Source organism: Azospirillum sp. B21, from assembly GCF_008364825.1.
Taxonomy (GTDB): Bacteria; Pseudomonadota; Alphaproteobacteria; order Azospirillales; family Azospirillaceae; genus Azospirillum.
In genome coordinates this window covers 375,803-392,800 of sequence record NZ_VTTO01000002.1, presented here as the reverse complement: position 1 = coordinate 392,800, position 16,998 = coordinate 375,803, and the positions used below count along the sequence as shown (strand labels likewise).

Below are 16,998 nucleotides of genomic sequence, written 5' to 3'. Positions count from 1 at the left end.
TAGCCGCGTCTCTTCCGGCGGCAAACAGTTGTGTCTATCCCAAACAATCCGGGAAAAGCACCTTTCGTTCAACGGCTTCCTGCAGGAATAGGGGAAAGCCGCAATATTCACTCCGCTTGCTGTTGCGGAAATGCTGCAGTGCAATCACTACGATGCCGGGAATCCGCGCACAGTATCGCCGCCCACAATTTGTCGCAGATTCCGCGGTTTTTAGCGCAAACATCACACAAAGATCCCCCGGGACCTCGCCATCCTCCGCGCACATCCCGGGTTCAGGCCCAAAACGGACATCAGGCCCGCAAACTCCGCAAGGAGCCGTCGGGCCCATCAGGCGAGGACACCGAACCGATGGCCACATCCGCTTCCAAGATCGTCGTGAACGCCCAGGGCAAGGCCGCAGGCGGCGTGAACGCCCATTTCACCCTGCTGGTCGATGGCCAGAAGGTGGGTGAGGGCACCACCGGCACGACGGCCAAGGATTTCGTCTTCACCCCCGTGCTGACGGCCGACGCCGCGCACAAGGTGCAGATCCGCTACGACAACGACGCCGTCATCAACGGCCAGGACCGCAGCCTGACCGTCAACAGCATCAGCATCGGCGGCAAGACGATCGCGCCCACCGCCGGCATCGTCAGCTACGACAAGGGCGCGCTCGACGGCCGGGACGTCGTCGCCGGCCAGTCGAACCTGTGGTGGAACGGCACGCTGGTCGTCAATGCCGACAAGAGCTATTTCCCCGCGGCCGCGGCGCCCGTGGCGACCACCGGGGCCAAGGACACCATCGTGGTGAATGCGTCCGGCACCCCGGCGGGCGGCGTGAACGCCCATTTCAAGGTGCTGGTCGACGGCAAGCAGATCGGCGAGGGGACCGCCGGCACCACCGCGAAGAATTTCACCTTCACCACCGACGCCGCCGACCGGGTGGCGCACAAGGTGCAGATCCAGTACGACAACGACGCGGTGATCAACGGCCAGGACCGCAGCCTGAACGTCAACAGCATCACCATCAACGGCCACAGCTACTCGCCCACCAGCAGCGCCGTCACCTATGACAAGGGCGCGCTGGACGGCAAGGACGTGATCGCCGGCCAGAAGGGGATGTGGTGGAACGGCACGCTGGTGGTGAACGCCCCGGCCTCCGACTTCCCGGCCGGCACGACCACGACCACGCCGACGCCGACCCCCACACCGACCCCGACGCCTACCCCCACCGTGCCGGCGCCGACCGAACCCGGCTTCTACGTCGCCAGGAACGGCAACGACAGCTGGTCGGGCAAGCTGGCCGCCCCCAATGCCGCCGGCACCGACGGTCCCTTCGCCTCGCTGCAGAAGGCGCAGGCCGCGATGCGCGCCGACGCCAATATCGACACCACCTATGTGCGCGGCGGCGACTATTACCTGCAGAACGTGGTCTGGCTGGACTCCAAGGACTCCGGCGTGACCTTCTCCGGCTACGGCAACGAGAAGGCGGTGATCCACGGCAGCGCGCAGGCGTCCGTGTCCTTCGGCCTCGGCGGGGCCAAGAACGTGACCATCGAAGGCCTGACCTTCACCGATGGCGTCGCAAGCGGCCACTATGTCTTCGCCGACAACGCCGCCGGCCTGACCTTCGCCAACAACACGGTGACGGGCGGCGGTTACGGCATCACGGTGCAGAACAGCGCCAACAGCAAGGTCATCGGCAACCAGTTCGACCGCACCGGTGCCGAGGCCGTCTTCGTCAAGGCCGGCTCCAACGCCACCGTCGTCTCCGACAACCTGATCCGGAATCCGAATGCCGCCGACCGCGGCGACGCCGGCATCTGGGTCAACGGCAGCTCCGACGTCAAGATCACCCACAATCAGATCGAGGATTCGCCGGAGAAGGCCATCGCCGTCGGCTCGGTCCAAACGGACGGCAGCGACGCGACCTACCGCGCGACCATCGCCTTCAACAAGGTGATCGACGCCAACCTGGAATCGAATGACGGCGGCGGCATCTACCTGATCAACCGCCAGCAGGACCTGACCGGCCACACCGTGGTCAACAACGACGTGTCCGGCACCACGGCGACCAACCCCTCGGGTCAGGTGGCGAGCTGGGGCATCTATCTCGACGACTGGACCAGCGGCGCCACGGTGAAGGGCAACGTCGTCCATGACAACATCGGAGGCGTGTTCCTGCATGGCGGCTGGAACAACAGCGTCACCGAGAACGTCATCGCCGGCAACAGCGGCGCCCAGATCGGCCTCCAGCAGGATGTCGCCTGGAGCGGCTGGAAGGGCAAGGTGATGAGCGGCAACGACATCTCCGGCAACGTCATCGACGTGCGCGAGGGCACCGCCGTCCACATCTACGGCCCGGCCGGTGTCGGCAACCTCCACAACAACTTCTACAGCAGCCTGAACACCGCCGAGAAGGAGTTCGACGCCTGGCCGCAGGTGATGTCGAGCGGTGCCTGGGGCACCCTGTCGAACTGGCAGGCCGCCGGCTACGACAAAGGCTCGGTGATCCTCAATCCCGGCTTCGTCAATCCGGGTGCCGACGATTTCAGCCTGTCGGCGAACTCGCCGGTCTACGGGCTGGGCTTCGACCACATCGCCTACGGCGACATCGGCCTGCTGGGCTGATCCTCTCGATCCATCCCCGGCCGCGGGTACTAGAACCCGCGGCCGGGGAAGGGTTGGCTGGAACCTTGGGGTAGGCAGGACGTTAAGGCTTTTGAAAAGTCACCCGGCCTGACGCCGGAGGGATCTTGAAGTCAAGACTCACCACCCCAACCTGTCACTTCGTCATGCCGCCCCCGCCTTGAAAAAGGACATCGGGAGCCATCCCGTGAAACACATCGGATGTCTCGTCACCGAACCGTCTTCGACACGGGCGGCATGCCGCAGGCTTGTTCGGCGTTCTGCCGAGGGCCAGCCAATTCAAGAGGAAACCATGGAACGACATGAATCCTGGATGAAGGACCCGGAGCTGAAGGCCGCCTATGAGGCGCTCGGCCCCAATTTCCGCCGCGAGGTGGAACTGGCGCAGCAGCGCCGCGGACAGCGCAACCTGCAGGGCGCCACCATCGCCGCCCGCACCGGCCGCTCCGCCTCCCAGTCCGCTCCCAAGACCCATTCGGTCAGCGTCGTCCGCCGCTGACGGTCTCCCTGCACGGGATTTTTCGCTCCGCGCCCAACCTCGCCCTGCCGCGCCGGCCGGTCCGTGCTAGCAGGCGCTTGCGCGGTCCAGCCGTCCGATGTCCTCGGCATCCAGGCGCAGATGCGCCGCGGCGATCAGGTCGCCCATCTGTTCGGGCTTCGACGCGCTCACGATGGGCGCCGTCAGGCCGGGGCGTGCGATCAGCCAGGCGAGCGCCACCTGCGACGGCGTCGCCCCATGCCGGCCGGCGACCTCGTCCAGCGCCGCCAGGATCGCCCGGCCGCGGTCGTTCAGGTATTTCGACACCACCCCGTTTCCGCGCGCGCTCTTGCCGGCATCCTCGGCCGAGCGGTACTTGCCGGTCAGGAAGCCGGCGGCCAGAGAGTAGTAGTTGATGACACCCAGCCCGTTCTCCCGGCAGATCTCCTCCAGCTCCGCCTCATAGCCCTCGCGGCTGTAGAGGTTGTATTCCGGCTGCAGGGTCTCGTAGCGGGGCAGGCCGGTGCGGGCACTGACCTCCAGCGATTCGCGCAGGCGGGCCGCCGTCAGGTTGGAGGCGCCGATGGCGCGGACCTTGCCCTGGTCGATCAGGTCCTTGTAGGCCCCCAGCGTGTCCTCGAACGGGGTTGCGGGATCGTCCCAGTGGGACTGGTAGAGGTCGATGCGGTCGGTCTGGAGCCGGCGCAGCGAATCCTCCACCGCGCTGCGGATCCAGGCCGGCGACAGGCCCTTCTTCCCCGGCCCCATCTCCGACCCGACCTTGGTCGCCAGGACGATGCGGTCCCGGTTGCCGCGGCTCTTCATCCAGTTGCCGATGATGGTCTCGGACTCGCCGCCGGTGTTGCCGGGCGCCCAGGCCGAATAGACGTCGGCGGTATCGACGAAGTTGAAGCCGGCATCGACGAAGGCGTCGAGAAGCCGGAAGGAGGTCGCCTCGTCGGCGGTCCAGCCGAACACGTTGCCGCCGAAGCAGAGCGGGGACACCGTCAGGCCGCTGCGGCCCAGCGGGCGTTGATCAAGCGGACGTTGATCCATTGCGTCGTCTCCTTTGAAGATCACCGGTCAGGCGGCAGGCCGCCCACGGAATTCGGTCAGGTAGAACAGCAGGCCCAGTGCGGGAAAGGCGAAGCCGATCCAGGTCACCGGCTCCCACCCGCCGACGGCGAAGGCATAGCCGGCCAGCGCCGAGCCCGCAGCGCCGCCCAGGAAGAAGACCGCCATATAGATGGCGTTCATCCGGCTGCGAGTCTCCGCCCCCAGCGAATAGATGGCGCGCTGCCCCAGCACCATGTTCATCTGCACGCCCATGTCGAGCAGCAGCCCGGCCAGCACCAGCAGCGCGATCGATCCCTCCCCCGCTCTCGCCACGAAAAAGGACAGCGCCGCCATCGCCAGCGCGAAGCCGGTCGCCGGCCGGGTCCAGCCGCGGTCTGCGATCCGGCCGGCGACCGGCGCCACCAGCGCTCCCGCCGCTCCCGACAGGGCGAACAGCGCGATCCCCCGCTGGCTCAGATGGAAGGGCGCCCCCATCAACAGCAGCGGGACGGAGGTCCAATAGAGGCTGAAGGAGGCGAACATCATGGTCTGGTACACGGTCCGCCGCTGCAGCACCGGTGTCCGCACCAGAAGCCGTCCGAGCGAGCCGATCAGCGCGCCATAGCTGGATTGCCCAGTGGGCCGCCGCTGCGGCAGCACCCGCCACAGCAGCACGGCAAAACCGACCATCGCCACCGCCGACAGGCCGAACACCGCCCGCCAGCCCAGGCTGTCGGCGATCAGGCTCGACACCGGGCGGGCCAGCAGGATGCCCAGCAGCAGGCCGCTCATCACGTTGCCCACCACCTGCCCGCGCGAGGCCTCCGGCGCCATGTGGGCGGCGAGCGGCACCAGCATCTGCACGGCGACGGAGGTGACGCCGATCAGGAAGGCCGCCGCCAGGAACAGCGAAGCGGTCGGGGCGACGGCCGCCACCAGCAGCGCCGCCACCGTGCTGGACAGCGTCACCACCACCAGCCGGCGGTTCTCCAGCAGGTCGCCCAACGGGACCAGCAGCACCAGCCCGGCGCCATAGCCGACCTGGGTCAGGGTGACGACGAGGCTCGCTGTCTCCGGCGACAGCCCGACCGCCGGGCCGATCAGACCGACCAGCGGCTGGGCATAGTAGATGTTGGCGACCACCACCCCGCAGGCCAGCGCCATCAGCATGACGAGCGAGCGGGACAGGGCGGGATGGGCGGCGTCTTCAGCCGGATGGGGAACAGCGGTGGGCGGCATCGCGCGGTCCTGTAGGGTCATGACTGCCGGGAATGGACACGGGAAAACAGCAGCCACCCTATGTCGGCACCCGCAGGCGACGCATCGGTGAATTGTGCCGCCCGGCCATGCGCCAAAAGGACAAAGGGGGCTCACTCCACCTCGGCACACAGCGCATAGAGCCAGTCACGAAAGGGCGCGAAACCGGCATCCTCCCGGCGGGAGGCGCGATGGACCAGATACCAGGCATGGACCATCGGCACCGCCAGCCCGAACGGCGTGGCAAGGCGCCCGGCGGCGATGTCGTCCAGGATGTAGAGCCGCGGCGCCAGCGCCACCCCGACGCCGTCGATGGCCGCCTGCAGGGTCATGGCATAGCTGCCGAAGGACAGCCCCTTCGAAGACACCTCCGCCACCCCGGCGGCGGCGAGCCAGCGCGGCCAGTCCTCCGCCCAATGGGAGACGTGCAGCAGGGTGGCGCCGGCCAGATCCGCCGGCTTGCGCAGCTTCGCCGCCAGCCGCGGCGCACAGACCGGCTGCAGGCTGGAGGAGAACAGCCGCTCCGCCTCATAGCCCGGCCATTGGCCGTCGCCCAGCAGGACGGCGCAGGTCCAGTCGTCGTTCATCGGCGCGCCTGCCCCGCCGGTGGCGATCCGCACCTCGATCTCCGGGTGACTGATGTGGAAGCCGGACAGACGCGGAATCAGCCAGCGCACCGCCACCGTCGCCCCCATGCCCACCGTCAGCACCGGCCCGGCCCGCATCGAAGATACCTGCTCCACCCGCCGGGCGATGCCGTCGAACGCCTCGGTCAGCGCCGGCTGAAGCGCCCGGCCGCGCTCGGTCAGCACCAGCGCGTTGGCCCGGCGGTCGAACAAGGGAAAGCCCAGCCGCTCCTCCAGCAGCTTGACCATCCGGCTGACGGCGGCCTGCGAGACGTGCAGTTCCGCCGCAGCGGCGGTGAAGCTGCCATGGCGGGCCGCCGCCTCGAACGCGCGCAGGCCGTTCAACGAGGGGAGACGGCGCATCGGTCCATCCTTACTTGACCCCAACTTTTCCTGGGGCTGAGCATCGAACAATGCCGTTTGCCGTGCAACCGCGCGCATGCGAGATTTTCAGCCTGATCTCCGACATTTGGGCTGATTCATGCTGACGCTTCCGCTGATGGTGGGGCTTGGCCTTACCGTTCTCGTGACCTCGTTTCTGTCGGGCCTGTTCGGCATGGCCGGCGGCATGGTGTTGATGGGCCTGCTGCTGATCCTGCTGCCGGTTCCGTCGGCGATGCTGCTGCATGGCGTGACCCAGTTCGCCTCCAACGGCTGGCGGGCATGGCTGTGGCGGCATCATGTGGTCTGGCCGGTCATCCTGCGCTTCGCGCTGGGCGGATCCGGGGCCGGGTTGCTGTTCGCCCTGGCCGGTGCCATTCCCGACCGGGCGGTGTCGCTGCTGATTCTGGGGCTGACGCCCTTCCTTGCGCTGGCGGTGCCCGCGCGCTGGGCGCTGGATGCCCAGAAGCCGCTGCATGGCCTCGTCGGCGGCTTCCTGTGCATGGGGGTGCAGTTGGTCGCCGGCATCTCCGGCCCGCTGCTGGACGTCTTCTTCATCCGCAGCGCCATGACCCGCCAGAGCGTGGTCGCCACCAAGGCCGCGATTCAGTCGGTCGGCCATCTTGTGAAGATCGCTTACTTCGCTCCGCTGGTCGCCGGCGGCGTGGATGGAACGGTGGAATCGACGGTGATCCTGATGTCGGTCGTGATGGCGCTGCTCGGCACGAATCTCTCCCGCCGCGTGCTGGACCGCATGAGCGACGCGCAATTCCGCCTGTGGAGCCGCTATCTGGTGATGGGCACCGCCAGCGTCTATCTGGGTCAGGGGCTGTTCCTGCTGGCCGTCCACTGAGAGAAAATCATTTCACATCAGTTATTTATCATTAACTCCGTTCTCTATCCTTACCGCATGGGGGCTGGATCCCGGCCACCCGTGACCGACCGGCCCGTCTCCCGATCCTTACGGCTTGGGGGGCGGGCTTCCTTACATCCTGGGGGCTCTCAAGCCCTTGTGGATCCTTACATGTCTCTTGGACAGATCCCGCAGATCTCCAGAATCTGCAGATCCTTACCTCTTGGGGGCCTGGATCTGGCCGTGAGTGCCCCCAAGCCGTAAGGATGGCGCTGGTCCATAGACCACCGGACAGCAAAAATGGCCGAACGCCCCCAGGGAGTAAGGATAGAGTACGCTCCATCTGAACGCTTTCCGGAATCGAGTCGGGCCGATTCGGGTGATGTAAGGATGCCGGAGGGGGACTTCGGGTGAGATTCGCACTTGGGAAGCGTTGCCGGATCCGACACTTAGCAGGCGTTTGCGACTCCCTTTCCCTTTTAAGAGGATTCGTCGGCGGGAAAAGCCAGAGGAGTCCGCGAGTCGCAGCGAATCTTCCTTACAGGGTGGGGGAAACAGCCTTACCGGGTGGGGGCGAGTCGCACACCCCCCGGGGCGTAAGGGTTCCGCCCCCAGGATGTAAGGATGATCAGGATTCTGCGGCGCGACCCTTTCCTTACTTGTTTTTGGGGTAAGGATTGATTTAGCCTCACGCGATTCTGGCGGAGGGTTGCGATGGCGGGGACGGGGCGCAGGAAGGCGCGCGGTGCGGTGGCGGAGGAGTCCGTCCCGTCGGACGTGGCTGTGCCCGTCACGGCCGGTTCCGCAAAGGCCGCCCCCGGCCTTGTGGTGCTGGGGCCGGAGGATCTGGCCGGCGGTGCGGTGATCGACGGCGACGGCGCCACCGCCACCCTGCCGTCTGTTGCCGCCGAATCCGCGGCCCCGGTCGCCGGGCTGACCGCCCGCGTCGCCAGCGCCACCTTCGAGCGCGACGGCTACAAGCATCTGATCAAGGCGGCGGAGGCGGTCTACAGCTATCCCGCCAACGGCACGCGCCTGTCGCTGCCGGCGCAGAAGATGCTGAATTTCATGATCCATCTGGCCGGCAGCCAGAACTTCGCCAACAAGCTCTACCGCCTGCCCAAGCGCGTGGTGCGCGGCAACCACAAGGGCAACGAGCGCATCTTCGACGCGCTGAAGGAAATCTTCGACTCCAGCCTGGTGGTCATCGGCCCCTTCCGTGGCCGACGGTCGCGCGCCGAACTGCGCATCCTCTCCAGCTATGTCCGGCCGGAGGAGGAGGAGGACAGCGACGCCGCCGACATCCATTTCCAGTTCACCGACGCCTTCCTGGAAATCCAGCGCTCGTCCCAGCTGTGGGCCAAGCTGTCCGGCCCGGCGATGGTCAAGGTCACCAGCACCTACGCGTTGAAGCTGTACGAGATCGGCATGCAGCGCTACCAGATGGATTATCCGTCGCTGGAACTGGACATCGACACGCTGCGCAAGCTGATGAACGTCCCGGAGGGCGCTTACAAGGATTTTGGCATCCTGCGCACCCGCACCATCGACCGCGCCATCTCCGAGGTGAACCAGCTCGCCCCCTTCCGCGTCAGCATGCCCGAAGACAAGATGAAGCGGAAAGGCCGCAAGATCGAGGCGGTGACCCTCGATTTCAACGCCAAGGACGAGGAGGAGGCGGCCGAGACCTATCTGGAGCGCGAACGCCACAGCGCCGGCCGCCGCGCCCGGCGCATCGGCAAGGTCGACACCGTCGCCCCCGCCGATCCGGTGGAGGCCGGCCTCGCCGACCTCGGCCCGCTGCCCGACGCCGACGACGTGACCGCCCTGTGGGCCGCCGTCCTGCACGCCCTGAAAGGCAAGGTCCCCGCCCCGCTGCTGGCCGAACTGGAGCCGGACCGGGTGGAGGAAGCCCCCCAGGGCGGCCGCCGCCTCGTCCTGAAGGCCAGGAACGCCGCCGTCGCCGACACCGCCCGCATGAACCACTGGCCGAGCCTGAAGTCGGCCTTGTCCTCGCTGACCGCCGGGATGATCGAGGACGTGGCCTTCGAGGTGGCGGCGCGAAAGGCGAAGGTGGCGAAGGCGGCCTCCCCCGAGACGTAAGGATGGGGGCTTTGGGGGCTACATTGCTCAATATGGCGGTCCCGTTTCCGAGCCCGCGTTTCCGAGCCGATGAACACCCAGCTGCACCATGACCGTGGAGGCGCGCGCCCAGCTAGATCGGATCGCGTAAAATCGGAATCGATTTGGAGCGTGAATCCGATCGCCAAACATAAAGCTACAGCATCGTGCGTTTCATATTAAACGCACGATGCTGTAGAACGATGTTTGGCCTGCATCAAACTCCTGTTCGTCGTCTTGCTTGTTGGTTTCGTGCCGTTGTCGGCGGGGTGTGTTTGCGTCCGCCGCCGTCAGGCGGTCGGCGCCTTGGCCGTCCGTGCGGCGAGGTCGTCGAGGAAGGCGGTAAGATCGTCCTGAAGGTCGGACGGATCCTCCAGACCGACGCTGATGCGCAGGATCAGGTCCTCACCGGCCCAGGGGCGGGCGGTGCGGTTGCGCTTGACCGGCATCGGCGCCATCAGGCTGCGGGTTCCGCCCCAGGAGGCGCCGATGGCGAAGGTGCGCAACACGTCGAGGGCATGCTGGACATGCGGCGTCGCCGCGGGCGTGAACACGACGCTGAAGACGCCACTGGCCCCGAGGAAGTCGCGCTTCCACACCGCATGGCTGGGAGATCCGGGGAGTGCCGGATACAGAACCTCCTTCACCAGCGGATGGCCAGCCAGCCGTTCGACCAGCGCCATCGCCCCGTCTGACGCCTGCCGCATCCGCACGCCCAGTGTCTCCATGCCCCGCAGCACCAGCGAGGCGTCATCGGGCGAAACACCGATCCCGTAGCGGCCGAGAGCGCTGCGGATTGGCGTGATCAGGGCCTCGTTGCGCACGGTGAGCGACCCCATGAGCAGATCGGAATGGCCACTGACGTACTTCGTCAGCGCTTCGGTCACCAGATCGGCGCCATGGTCCAGAGGCTTGAAGTTCAGCGGGGTGGCCCAGCTGTTGTCGCAGCCGACCAGGGCGCCATGACGGTGCGCCACCGCCGCGATGGCCGGCAGATCCTGGACCTCCATGGTGGTGGAGCCGGGGGATTCGCACCAGACGACCTTGGTGCGTCCGTCGATCCGCCGTTCCAGGTCAGCGACGGAGGTCGGGTCGTAATAGTCGACCTCGATGCCGAATCTGACCAGATCGTGGTTGGCGAAGTCGCGCATCGGTGGATAGGAGGTGTCGGCGATCAACACCCTGTCACCCGCCTGCAGGAAGGGCAGAACGGCAAAGCTATTGGCTGCCTGTCCTGACGGCAGAAGGAAAGTCCAGGCGCCGTTTTCAAGAGCCGTTAGCTTGGACTCCAGCGTCCGGGTCGTTGGGGTGCCGTAAAGACCGTATGTATATCCGGTGTGCCCGCGTTCGCCACGTTTCGCGTAACCTTCGGCATTGGCGAATAGGATTGTCGATCCACGATAAACGGGCACGCTGAGGCTGTCGAATCCTTCGGCGGCAACCGGAGGATTCACCACGCATTGGGTGAGATCTTTCATGGGGGGCGTCCTTTGACTGACGCCCCCGATATGACGCCTCCAGCCCTATTTCGTCCAATATCGATTTCAAGCTAGTCTATTCTCCCAGGTTATAGGGAGACCATCATGAACCTGCGGCAGGTTGAGGTGTTCCATGCAGTTATGACCAACGGCACTGCATCGCGCGCGGCCGAGGTGCTGCGCATTTCGCAACCCGCCGTCAGTAAGGCAATCCAGGAGTTGGAACGGGAAATTGGCTTTTCGCTGTTCCATCGCGCCAAAGGGCGCATGCTCCCGACGGAGGAGGCGCGGCTGTTCTTCCAGGAAGTAGCCTCGTCCTTTGCGGGCTTGATCCATCTGCGCGCTGCCGCCGCCCGCATCCGTGACTTCGGCTCAGGCGAAATCCGGGTCGCATGCCATTCGGCAGTCAGCACCACCATCCTGCCAAAAGCATTGCGCGCCTTCCAATTGCGGCATCCCGACGTGTCGATCACAGTGCAAGCGCGCATGTCGTCGGTGGTGAAGGATCTGATCGCCTCCGGCCAATTCGATGTTGGACTGGCCGCTGACGAAATCGATGTGACGGGGGTGGATGCGACGCTTTTCATGCGGCAGCGTTTGGTGATTGCCGTTCCAGCCAATCACCCGCTGGCGCAGCGCGACGTTCTCCACCCCGCAGATCTTCAAGGCACGCCCTTCATCGCCCTCGCTCCCGAGGACACCGCGCGCCGCCGGCTGGATGGGGTGCTGGCCGCCCATGGCGTGATGCCGAAAATCGTGCTGGAGACGCCCTACTCGACGACCATATGTGCAATGGTGCAGGCTGGCATCGGGTGCGGTCTGGTCAGTCCGCTGACTGCCGAACCCTATCTCGGGCGAGGCCTGGTAGCCTGCGTGTTCGAACCGGAAATTCGATCGCGCACTCTGCTCCTTCTGCCACCGAACCGTCGTCCATCTCGCATCGTCGCCGACTGCATCGCGGAGTTGATGGCGTTTTCAACGGATTGAGGTCTTCCCTCTCGGGAGAGGCCGAAGGCGCGTTGCGCGCCGCGGATTTTGCATAAAATCCCCATTAGAGGATATTTATCCTATACCATCTCCGCGCCCGGTTCCACCATCCCTTTGCGGAGCGAAGCCATGCCCCTCGACAGCCGTACCCTTGCAAACGACCATTTCCCCTGCTGGGCGGAGGAGCCGCCAGTGCCCGCCGACGGCTCGCTGGTTCCCGGATCGCAATTCCATGAGGAACAATGGATCATGGCCGCCGGCATGCTGGCGCGCGGCAGCAGCTTTCTCTATGTGGCCCGCGCCATGGGATGCAGCCGCACCACCCTGTGGCGGGCCTATTACGGGTCCAAGGATTTCCGTCACAGGGTCTGGTGGGAACGGCAGGCGCTGAAACGGGAAGCCGAGCTGCGCCTCTCCTCGCTGCGCAGTCTGGTTGTCGAGCAGATCGAGCGGCTGGTCTCCTCCGGCGATCCGTCGACCGTGCGCTGGCTGGCCGACCGGCTCGGCCTCCTCGACGGGCTCGGAGACCAATCGGTCCAGCGGCCGGCACAGCGGCCGGCCCGGCAATCGGGAACCCGGCAACCCGCCGACTCCGCCACCCCCCAGCCGCCCCCCTTCGAGGACGTTCCTGCCGTCATCGTCCCCGACCTGGACGACGACATCCCCGGCGCCTTGCGTGAGCGCAGCGCGCCCGATCCGCGCGCCGTCGCCGCCATCCTCGCCCGCCCGGAATCGGAGGGACCGAAGGGCGTCTATCCCTGGACCTTCAATCCCGACGATCCCTATCCCAACCTCGCCTCCGCGCTGGAACGGCAGGGCGGACAGGCCGCCTTCGGCCGTCTGTAAGGCGGACAGGCCAGCGGACGGGCCAGGGGAGGCAATGGAACAGCCGCCGGAAACCGTTCCACGCTGTTCCATCTCCCCCCAGGAGGTAAGGATCGGCGGAGTCTCCCCCACCGATCCCCTCTGATCGTCAGCCCTGCTTGGCCTTCAGCGCCGCCAGACGGTCCGACAGGCTGGTTGCGGTGGCCTTGCCCGACGCTGCGGCCAGCGCTGCGGCGATGTTGGGGTCTTCCTTCTCCGGGGCCGATGGGCGCAGCAGCTTGGCCTTGGCGTTCGCGGCTTCGGCGGCGGCCAGATCCTTGGCTGCCGTGTCCTGCATCGCCTTCAGTGCGACCGACAGGCCGCTGGTGGCGCCGGCAAGGCCGGCGGCCTGGCGGGCGGCTTCGGCCTGACGCTCGGCCATGGCGCGCTGCTGGTCGGCGCGGCCCATGTCGCGCTGGGCGCGGGTCAGGTCGGCGCGGGCGGCCTTCAGCTTGGCGCCGGCCTCGGCATAGTTCTTTTCCAGCATTTCAAGGAACTCGCGGGCATCCACCGCGTCGCGGGCCTCGCGCTCGATCTCCGGGGCCATCTCTTCCAGCATGGCGACGATGGTCTCCAGGCTCTTTTCCAGGCCGGCCTTGCGGGCGGGATCGGTCTCGGTGTCGATCTGGCGTTGCAGATGCTCGGCCGCCGCCATGCGCTGGGTCGACAGAGCCTTGATCTCGTCGGCTTCGCGCTGCTCGCGGTCGTAGATGGCGCGGGCTTCCGCCACCTGCCGTCCCAACTGGTCCAGATGCTGCTCCATGGTCCGCAGCTCCGCCTCGGTCGCGGACTTCGGATCCCAGCGCACCAGCGCCTCCATGGCGCCCTGGACGGCTTGGTCGGTCTTGACACCCATAAGGTTGCGGATGAAGGCAAGCATGGCTGAATCCTGTCGCTGAGGGTTGTTGGAAGCGCCCCGGAAGGCGCCTCGCCTGCACAGATGGGGAGGGGACGATCCGGCGACCAGACCCCTTATCCTTACCTCTCGGGGGCTGGCTTAACCGGCCATGGCCGCCGCGTTGATCAGCGCCACCCCCAGCTGGACCCCGACCAGGGTCGCCGCCGACGCGACGTTGCCGGATTCGATCTGACCGCGCAGGTCGCGGATCAGCAGGGTCGCGACGGCGAAGGCGACCAGCTGCAGGATCACCGCCACCACGCCCCACAGCAGGATGTCCAGCAGGAAGGTGCTGGTCGCCAGCGTCGCTGCCAGCGGAATGGCAAGCGCGACGATGGAGCCGGCCAGCGTCAGGCCGCCGGCGGCATTCCCTTCCGACACCAGCCGGCGTTCGTTGAAGGGGGTGATGCGGGTGTAGACGGCGACGCCGACCGCCAGCAGCGCCAGCGTGACGGCGAGCTGGACCAGCAGCACCGGAAGCCCGGTGCCGAGCGCGGTCAGGATGGAACCGAAGGTGCTTTCCATGGGGCCGGCACTCTTGTCGTGTGGGTTAGGACAGGGAGAGGGAGGCGGGGTTCACGTCGATGCCGGCGGCGATCTCGACAGAGGCGCGGCCGGAGCGCTCCACCGCCTCCACCAGGATGTATTCCGTGGTGGGGGCGGGGGCCGCGGCGCCGGTGGGGGCGCCGTACAGCATGGCCTGGCTGACCACCGTCTCGGTCCCGCGCACGGTCTGGCGCGCCTCGCTGAGGGTGAAGGGCTGGATGCGGCTGGCGCCCGGCTGCCAGACGCGGGGATAGAGCTTGCCGTCCTTGGTCTGGAACTCCGGCCAGCCGATCATCCCCTCGGCATCGTCCAGCCAGAAGCCCCATTCGCTCTCGTCCGACGGCGTCACGCTGTCGATGGGCGTGAAATAGCGGCATTCGTCCGGCTGCCCGTCGGGCCCGAGGTGAATCTGGAAGAAGCCGCCTCCCGGCAGATGCAGCCGGTAGACGGTGGCCGGGCCGGAGGTGACGGTGCCGACCGCCTCGATCGACACCAGCCGGTCGCTGCCGGTGTCCGGCGCCTTCACCTTGGTGGCGCTCTCCGCCAGCAGGAAGGGGGTGGGGTCGATGGTGACCGCCATGCCCAGCCGGAACAGCGACGGGCTGTAGGCCTTGCCGCCGAGCTTCTGGTTCACGTAGTTGCCGAGCGTTCCGAACAGGGGCACGTCCGATCCTCCCTTGGAGACTGGGCCGGTGGAGACAGGGCTGGGTTTCGGGGCATCCATCCGGCGCCGGGCCCGCCACAGCAGGAACAGTACCGCCACGCCGAGCAGCAGGATGCCCCACCACCAGAAGCCGCGGCCGGAGCCCTGGGACGGCGGCGACGCCTGCGCGGCGCTGCTGCTGTCCACCGAACTGGCGGAATCGGCGCGGGCCAGCTCCGCCGGCACGTCGGGCGGCAGTTGTCCCGCCTCGCGCGGGGTGCCGGCCTGGGCGGCGACCGACTGGTCGAGCTGGTCCAGCTTGGCGCGCAGCTCCGCATTGTCGCGAGCCAGCCGGTCGGCCTCCTGCCGCCATTCGCGATAGCCGGGGTCGTCGGCGTTGTTGTGGAAGAAGGCGGCATGGCCCGGCCGGGTCAGCGTGTCGAGCATGAACCACAGGAAAAGCCCGTCCCAGATGCCGAAGCGGCGCGGCGCGCTGTAGGCATAGGGCGGCGGGTTCCAGCCGTAGCGGCCATAGGGGTTGACGGGCGCCGGGCGGGTGGATGGGGTGCGGTAGGACGAACCGCCCGATCCCCAGCCCCAACCCCAGCCCGATCCACTGGAAGTGCTGGAACTGCCGGTGCGGCCCTGGGTGGAGGCAGCGGGCGGCGCGCTCGGCTGGGCCGGCGGCGTGCGGTCGGCCTCCTGGCGGGTGCGGTAGCGGTTCAGCGCGTCGGCCGAGCCCTGCTGGCTGAAGGTCCGGTCACCGGCGGAGGTCGGTGGGGCAGCGACCGAGGGGGCGGTGTTGCCCGGCCGGGCATAGCCGCCGCTGGAACTGGAGGAGCCGCCCGAGAACCAGCCGCCGCCGCTGCTTCCGGTCGAGGGCGTGCGCGGGGCGGACGGTCGGGCATAGCCGCCGCTGCTGCCGACGGACGGGGTGCGCGACGGCCGGGAATAGCCGCCCGAGGACGACGACCGGCTGCTGCGGGAACCGGCGCGGGCCTGGGCCTCGTCCGGGGCGAGCGCCACGGAGACTGCCGTGGCGGCGGCGATGGCGAGCGGAGCGGGTGCCGCCGGGGCGGTCACGATGGCGCCGACGGGGACCGCCAGCGGCTGCGCCGTCATCAGAAGGGCAACGGCGGCGGCGCGCCATCGCTGTTTCCAGAGGTCCAGCGGCCGGGTGGGACACCGGGGCTTCGCGGTCTGCGTCATCCGTCCTCTCGCGCGTCATCCGGAGCCGGTTCAACCGGCCCTCCCGGCGATTCGTTGCGCGAGCGTAGGCAGATACGCGGCGGTGCTCAAGGGATTAACCGCCGCGGTCCGCCGGTTACGGCCGAAGGGTCACGAGACGGCGGTCGCCGCCTGCTTGTTCCGCTCCGGCTCGGCCTGCGGCGGGCGGACGGTGGGCGGTCCGCCGGCAGCGGTGACGAGGCGGTCGCTGGCGGCCTCCAACTGCTCCTCCAGATCGCGCATCGCCTCGGCGCGCGGGCGGCCGGGGAGGATCGGCGGCAGGAACTCCACCACCACGGTGCCGGGTCGCTTCAGGAAGCTGTGGCGCGGCCAATAGAGGCCGGCGTTCAGCGCCATCGGCACGATGGGGATCTTCAGGCTGTCATAGAGCATGCCCACGCCGATCCGGTAGGGGCGGTATGTGCCGGGAGCGACGCGGGTGCCCTGCGGGAAGATCACGATCGGGCGGCCTTCGTCCCGCACCGGGCGGGAATTGCGGATCAGCGACTTGATCGCCGCCCCGCCGGCGCCGCGGTCGACCGGGATCATCTTCGCCTTGGCGGCGTACCAGCCCCAGATCGGGATCCACATCAGTTCGCGCTTCAGGATGATCGCCGGATCCTTCACCAGAAGGTGGAGCTTCATCGTCTCCCAGGCCGACTGGTGCTTGGCGGCCAGCAGGAAGGGACCGTCGGGCAGGTTCTCGCGCCCACGGACCTCGTAGCGGATGCCGACGAGCGTTCGCTCCAGCCAGCCGACGGTGCTGAGATACCATCTCACGACCGCGACCATCTGCGGACGCGGCAGCAGCAGCATCCACAGCAGGGCGAAGCACATCAGCGCGGTCCAGAGGTGGAACGCGATGTTGAAGGCAAGGGACCGGATCCAGATCATGGCCGGCAACTTGTCAGGTCTTCGCCGACTTCTCAAGTATTCAGCGCTGTTGCGGCGATGG

Annotated in this window: 14 protein-coding genes; 6 read left to right on the top strand and 8 right to left on the bottom strand. The window is 67.3% G+C overall.

Features of this window, described 5'->3' with window-relative positions:
- Window positions 1–348: 348 nt before the first annotated feature.
- Both FZ983_RS06520 and FZ983_RS06515 read left to right on the top strand, forming a co-directional pair.
- The gene (locus FZ983_RS06520) at window positions 349–2,610 is read left to right on the top strand and encodes a carbohydrate-binding domain-containing protein (RefSeq protein WP_149222764.1); all 2,262 of its coding nucleotides are present in this window, start codon (window positions 349–351) and stop codon (window positions 2,608–2,610) included.
- A 310-nt stretch (window positions 2,611–2,920) separates the two neighbouring features.
- Window positions 2,921–3,127, top strand: a complete 207-nt coding sequence (locus tag FZ983_RS06515) for a hypothetical protein (RefSeq protein ID WP_247883623.1) — start codon at window positions 2,921–2,923, stop codon at window positions 3,125–3,127.
- Between the two features lie 66 nt (window positions 3,128–3,193).
- On the opposite strand, the gene FZ983_RS06510 is transcribed toward FZ983_RS06515, so the two are convergent.
- The 3 genes from FZ983_RS06510 to gcvA form a co-directional block, all read right to left on the bottom strand.
- Window positions 3,194–4,162, bottom strand: coding sequence for an aldo/keto reductase (locus tag FZ983_RS06510; protein WP_149222762.1), 969 nt, complete (start codon window positions 4,160–4,162; stop codon window positions 3,194–3,196).
- Between the two features lie 27 nt (window positions 4,163–4,189).
- Window positions 4,190–5,401 (bottom strand): MFS transporter, encoded by a 1,212-nt coding sequence (locus FZ983_RS06505; protein WP_149222761.1) that lies wholly within the window; start codon window positions 5,399–5,401, stop codon window positions 4,190–4,192.
- Between the two features lie 131 nt (window positions 5,402–5,532).
- Window positions 5,533–6,408 carry a transcriptional regulator GcvA gene (gcvA, locus tag FZ983_RS06500; protein WP_149222760.1) on the bottom strand — a complete coding sequence of 292 codons (876 nt, stop codon included), beginning with the start codon at window positions 6,406–6,408 and terminating at the stop codon, window positions 5,533–5,535.
- A 118-nt stretch (window positions 6,409–6,526) separates the two neighbouring features.
- Here gcvA and FZ983_RS06495 point away from each other — a divergent pair, with 118 nt between their 5' ends.
- Together FZ983_RS06495 and FZ983_RS06490 are read left to right on the top strand one after the other, a co-directional pair.
- Window positions 6,527–7,279 carry a TSUP family transporter gene (locus tag FZ983_RS06495; RefSeq protein ID WP_149222759.1) on the top strand — a complete coding sequence of 251 codons (753 nt, stop codon included), beginning with the start codon at window positions 6,527–6,529 and terminating at the stop codon, window positions 7,277–7,279.
- Window positions 7,280–7,993: 714 nt separating this feature from the next.
- Complete coding sequence (locus FZ983_RS06490; protein WP_149222758.1) at window positions 7,994–9,382, top strand: replication initiation protein; 1,389 nt, start codon at window positions 7,994–7,996, stop codon at window positions 9,380–9,382.
- A 308-nt stretch (window positions 9,383–9,690) separates the two neighbouring features.
- Here FZ983_RS06490 and FZ983_RS06485 read toward each other — a convergent pair whose 3' ends face one another.
- Window positions 9,691–10,878: an aminotransferase class I/II-fold pyridoxal phosphate-dependent enzyme gene (locus FZ983_RS06485; RefSeq protein WP_149222757.1), complete on the bottom strand. Its 1,188-nt coding sequence runs from the start codon at window positions 10,876–10,878 to the stop codon at window positions 9,691–9,693.
- 105 nt (window positions 10,879–10,983) lie between these two features.
- Here FZ983_RS06485 and FZ983_RS06480 point away from each other — a divergent pair, with 105 nt between their 5' ends.
- Together FZ983_RS06480 and FZ983_RS06475 are read left to right on the top strand one after the other, a co-directional pair.
- Window positions 10,984–11,865 carry a LysR substrate-binding domain-containing protein gene (locus FZ983_RS06480; protein ID WP_149222756.1) on the top strand — a complete coding sequence of 294 codons (882 nt, stop codon included), beginning with the start codon at window positions 10,984–10,986 and terminating at the stop codon, window positions 11,863–11,865.
- Window positions 11,866–11,994: 129 nt separating this feature from the next.
- The gene (locus tag FZ983_RS06475; protein ID WP_149222755.1) at window positions 11,995–12,711 is read left to right on the top strand and encodes a hypothetical protein; all 717 of its coding nucleotides are present in this window, start codon (window positions 11,995–11,997) and stop codon (window positions 12,709–12,711) included.
- 127 nt (window positions 12,712–12,838) lie between these two features.
- Here FZ983_RS06475 and FZ983_RS06470 read toward each other — a convergent pair whose 3' ends face one another.
- The 4 genes from FZ983_RS06470 to FZ983_RS06455 form a co-directional block, all read right to left on the bottom strand.
- Entirely contained in the window at window positions 12,839–13,609 is a 771-nt protein-coding gene (locus tag FZ983_RS06470) for a hypothetical protein (RefSeq protein WP_149222754.1), read from the bottom strand.
- A 117-nt stretch (window positions 13,610–13,726) separates the two neighbouring features.
- Window positions 13,727–14,152 (bottom strand): DUF350 domain-containing protein, encoded by a 426-nt coding sequence (locus FZ983_RS06465; RefSeq protein WP_149222753.1) that lies wholly within the window; start codon window positions 14,150–14,152, stop codon window positions 13,727–13,729.
- Between the two features lie 25 nt (window positions 14,153–14,177).
- Window positions 14,178–16,025: a DUF2491 family protein gene (locus FZ983_RS06460; RefSeq protein ID WP_149222752.1), complete on the bottom strand. Its 1,848-nt coding sequence runs from the start codon at window positions 16,023–16,025 to the stop codon at window positions 14,178–14,180.
- A gap of 129 nt (window positions 16,026–16,154) precedes the next feature.
- A complete protein-coding gene (locus FZ983_RS06455; RefSeq protein WP_149222751.1) occupies window positions 16,155–16,937 on the bottom strand; it encodes a lysophospholipid acyltransferase family protein in 783 nt (260 codons plus the stop codon).
- Window positions 16,938–16,998: the final 61 nt, after the last annotated feature.

Bases quoted from the DNA above. Each gene is read 5' to 3' on its own strand.
- FZ983_RS06495 (WP_149222759.1), top strand. From the start codon at position 6,527: ATGCTGACGCTTCCGCTGATGGTGGGGCTTGGCCTTACCGTTCTCGTG.
- FZ983_RS06460 (WP_149222752.1), bottom strand. From the start codon at position 16,025: ATGACGCAGACCGCGAAGCCCCGGTGTCCCACCCGGCCGCTGGACCTC.
- FZ983_RS06470 (WP_149222754.1), bottom strand. From the start codon at position 13,609: ATGCTTGCCTTCATCCGCAACCTTATGGGTGTCAAGACCGACCAAGCC.
- FZ983_RS06520 (WP_149222764.1), top strand. From the start codon at position 349: ATGGCCACATCCGCTTCCAAGATCGTCGTGAACGCCCAGGGCAAGGCC.
- FZ983_RS06455 (WP_149222751.1), bottom strand. From the start codon at position 16,937: ATGATCTGGATCCGGTCCCTTGCCTTCAACATCGCGTTCCACCTCTGG.
- FZ983_RS06465 (WP_149222753.1), bottom strand. From the start codon at position 14,152: ATGGAAAGCACCTTCGGTTCCATCCTGACCGCGCTCGGCACCGGGCTT.
- FZ983_RS06515 (WP_247883623.1), top strand. From the start codon at position 2,921: ATGGAACGACATGAATCCTGGATGAAGGACCCGGAGCTGAAGGCCGCC.
- FZ983_RS06510 (WP_149222762.1), bottom strand. From the start codon at position 4,162: ATGGATCAACGTCCGCTTGATCAACGCCCGCTGGGCCGCAGCGGCCTG.
- FZ983_RS06485 (WP_149222757.1), bottom strand. From the start codon at position 10,878: ATGAAAGATCTCACCCAATGCGTGGTGAATCCTCCGGTTGCCGCCGAA.
- gcvA (WP_149222760.1), bottom strand. From the start codon at position 6,408: ATGCGCCGTCTCCCCTCGTTGAACGGCCTGCGCGCGTTCGAGGCGGCG.
- FZ983_RS06490 (WP_149222758.1), top strand. From the start codon at position 7,994: ATGGCGGGGACGGGGCGCAGGAAGGCGCGCGGTGCGGTGGCGGAGGAG.
- FZ983_RS06480 (WP_149222756.1), top strand. From the start codon at position 10,984: ATGAACCTGCGGCAGGTTGAGGTGTTCCATGCAGTTATGACCAACGGC.
- FZ983_RS06475 (WP_149222755.1), top strand. From the start codon at position 11,995: ATGCCCCTCGACAGCCGTACCCTTGCAAACGACCATTTCCCCTGCTGG.
- FZ983_RS06505 (WP_149222761.1), bottom strand. From the start codon at position 5,401: ATGCCGCCCACCGCTGTTCCCCATCCGGCTGAAGACGCCGCCCATCCC.